At 63.3% G+C, this 3,355-nt stretch carries 3 protein-coding genes; all 3 read left to right on the forward strand.

Annotated elements, in window-relative coordinates; translation table 11 throughout:
• The coding region (locus AYR66_RS08155) for an acetyl-CoA C-acyltransferase (RefSeq protein ID WP_088709686.1) at positions 1-856 on the forward strand (856 nt) is incomplete at its 5' end.
• Positions 857-869: 13 nt separating this feature from the next.
• Positions 870-2,048, forward strand: coding sequence for an acyl-CoA dehydrogenase (locus AYR66_RS08160; RefSeq protein ID WP_088707089.1), 1,179 nt, complete (start codon positions 870-872; stop codon positions 2,046-2,048).
• A gap of 49 nt (positions 2,049-2,097) precedes the next feature.
• Positions 2,098-3,294 carry an acyl-CoA dehydrogenase family protein gene (locus tag AYR66_RS08165; RefSeq protein ID WP_088707090.1) on the forward strand — a complete coding sequence of 399 codons (1,197 nt, stop codon included), beginning with the start codon at positions 2,098-2,100 and terminating at the stop codon, positions 3,292-3,294.
• Positions 3,295-3,355 lie beyond the last annotated feature (61 nt).

Consider the following 3,355-nt stretch of genomic DNA (forward strand, 5'->3'; position numbering starts at 1 on the left):
AAGCATGAGCCGCGCACCCTTCGTGATGGCGAAGGCGGAATCGGCGTTCTCGCGCGACATGAAGATCTTCGACTCCACCATCGGCGCGCGTTTCCCTAATCCGAAGGTCACCGCCGAGTACGGCGCCGACACGATGCCGGAAACCGGCGACAACGTTGCGAAGCAATTCGGCGTCACGCGCGAGCAGGCGGATACCTTCGCGCTGGCTTCGCAAATGAAATTCCATGCGGCCGTGCAGGATGGCTTCTTCGCCGGCGAGATCCATCCGATCAGCGTACCCACCGGCCGCAAGACGCCGCCGGTCGTGGTCGACAAGGATGAGCATCCGCGCCCCGAAACCACCGCCCTCACGCTGGAAAAACTCAAGCCGCTGTTTGAAGGCGGCGTGGTCACCGCCGGCAATGCATCCGGCATCAACGACGGCGCGGCCGCGCTGCTGATCGGCAGCCGTGCAGCCGGCGAAAAGGCGGGCAAGGCGCCGATGGCGCGCATCGTCTCGGCTGCGGTGGCAGGCGTCGAACCGCGCATCATGGGCGTCGGTCCGGTGCAGGCGATCCGCAAGGCCCTCGCCCGCGCCAATCTGTCGCTCGCCGACATGGACATCATCGAGATCAACGAAGCCTTCGCCAGCCAGGTGCTCAGCTGCCTGAAGCTGCTGGAAGTCGACTTCAAGGACACGCGCGTCAATCCGAATGGCGGCGCGATCGCCGTGGGCCATCCGCTCGGCGCGTCGGGTGCCCGCCTCGCGCTGACCGCCAGCCGCGAACTCGCACGGCGCAACGGCCGCTATGCCGTCGTCAGCCTGTGCATCGGCGTCGGCCAGGGGCTGGCGGTGGTCATCGAACGCATTCAATGAGACCGGAGACGAGATGAAACAGAAGGCGCAATTCCACTGGGACGATCCGCTGCTGCTCGACCAGCAGTTGACGGAAGACGAGCGCATGGTGCGCGACGCGGCAAACGCGTACTGCCAGGAACGCCTGCAACCGCGCGTGCTCGAAGCCTTCCGCCACGAGAAGACCGATCCCGCCATCTTCCGCGAGATGGGCGAACTCGGCCTGCTCGGCCCGACCATTCCCGAGCAGTACGGCGGCCCCGGCCTGAACTACGTCAGCTACGGCCTGATCGCGCGCGAAGTCGAGCGTGTCGATTCCGGTTACCGCTCGATGATGAGCGTGCAATCGTCGCTCGTGATGGTGCCGATTTTCGAATTCGGCACCGAAGCGCAAAAGCAGAAATACCTACCGAAGCTGGCAAAGGGTGAATGGATCGGCTGCTTTGGCCTGACCGAACCAAACCACGGATCCGATCCGGGTTCGATGGTCACGCGTGCGAAGAAGGTGGCCGGCGGCTTCCTCATCAGCGGCAGCAAGATGTGGATTTCCAACTCGCCGATCGCTGACGTGTTCGTGGTGTGGGCGAAGGATGACGATGGCGATATCCGCGGCTTTATCCTCGACAAGGGCATGAAGGGCCTGTCCGCGCCTGCCATCCACGGCAAGGTCGGCCTGCGTGCGTCGATTACCGGCGAGATCGTGATGGATGAAGTGTTCTGCCCGAACGAGAATGCCTTCCCCGATGTGCGCGGGCTGAAAGGTCCGTTTACCTGCTTGAATTCAGCGCGCTACGGCATCGCCTGGGGCGCACTGGGTGCAGCAGAGTCCTGCTGGCATATCGCGCGTCAATACGTGCTCGACCGCAAGCAATTCGGCAAGCCGCTGGCGGCCAACCAACTGATCCAGAAAAAGCTGGCCGACATGCAAACGGAAATCACGCTCGGCCTGCAAGGCTGCCTGCGTCTAGGACGCATGAAGGATGAAGGCACGGCCGCCGTCGCGGTGACATCGATCATGAAGCGCAATTCCTGCGGCAAGGCACTCGACGTGGCACGCATGGCACGCGACATGCTGGGCGGGAATGGGATCTCGGATGAATTCGGCGTGATCCGGCACATGGTGAACCTGGAGGTGGTGAACACCTATGAAGGGACGCACGATATCCATGCGCTGATCCTTGGGCGCGAGCAGACGGGGATTGCGGCGTTTTGAATGGCGCCACGCTAGCAGACATAAAACCAGGCAACCACAAGAGACCCTCATGGACCTCAACTTCACCACGCAGGAACTCGCCTTCCGCCAGGAAGTACGCGACTTCGTCGCCACCGCCCTCCCCGCCGACATCCGGCACAAGGTCATCAACGGCCTCGTCCTCGAACGCGGCGACTACGTGCGCTGGCAAAAGATCCTGCACGCCAAGGGCTGGGCCGGCCCGGCGTGGAAGACCGACTTCGGCGGCACCGGCTGGACCACCGTGCAGCAATACATCTTCGAAGAGGAATGTGCCGCCGCCGGCGCGCCGCGCACCATCCCCTTCGGCCTCAAGATGGTGGCCCCGGTGATCATGCAGTACGGCTCGCCGAAACAGCAGGACCGCTTCCTGCCGAAGATCCTTGCCGCCGACGAATGGTGGTGCCAGGGCTATTCCGAACCCGGCTCCGGCTCCGACCTCGCCTCGGTCAAGACGCGCGCGGTGCGCGACGGCGACCGCTACATCGTCAACGGCCAGAAGACCTGGACCACGCAGGCGCAATACGCCGACTGGATCTTCTGCCTGGTGCGCACCGATCCGGAAGCCAAGGCGCAGCGCGGCATTTCCTTCCTGCTGATCGACATGCGCAGCCCCGGCGTCACCGTGCGCCCAATCATCACCATGGACGGCGCGCATGAAGTCAATGAAGTCTGGCTGGAGAACGTCGAGGTTCCCGTCGAAAACCTCGTCGGCGAGGAAAACGCCGGCTGGACCTATGCCAAATTCCTACTCGGCCACGAGCGCACCAACATCGCCGGCATCGGCATCGCCAAGCGCGAACTGGCACGCCTGAAACGCCTTGCCTCAATCGAAACCAAGAACGGCAAGCCGCTGATCAAGGACCCGCTGTTCGCATCGCGCATCGCGCAAGTCGAGATCGACCTCACCGCACTGGAAATCACCAACCTGCGCGTGCTTGCCGCCGAAGCGGAACGCCGCGCGCCCGGCCCCGAAGCCTCGATCCTGAAGATCAAGGGCACCGAAATCCAGCAAGCGATCACCGAACTGCTGGTTCAGGTCGCCGGCCCCTACGCGCTGCAACTGCGCCGCGACGCGATGGCCGCCGGCTACCAGGGCGATCCGGTCGGACCGTTCTATTCGGTGCCGCTGGGACCGAACTACCTGAACATGCGCAAGCTGTCGATTTACGGCGGTTCCAACGAAATTCAAAAGAACATCATCTCGCAGATGATCCTCGGCCTGTAGGAGCACACGATGGATTTCACCTTTACCGAAGAGCAGCAGATGCTGCTCGACACCACCCGCC

This window comes from Noviherbaspirillum denitrificans (assembly GCF_002211445.1).
Taxonomy (GTDB): domain Bacteria; phylum Pseudomonadota; class Gammaproteobacteria; order Burkholderiales; family Burkholderiaceae_D; genus Noviherbaspirillum; species Noviherbaspirillum denitrificans.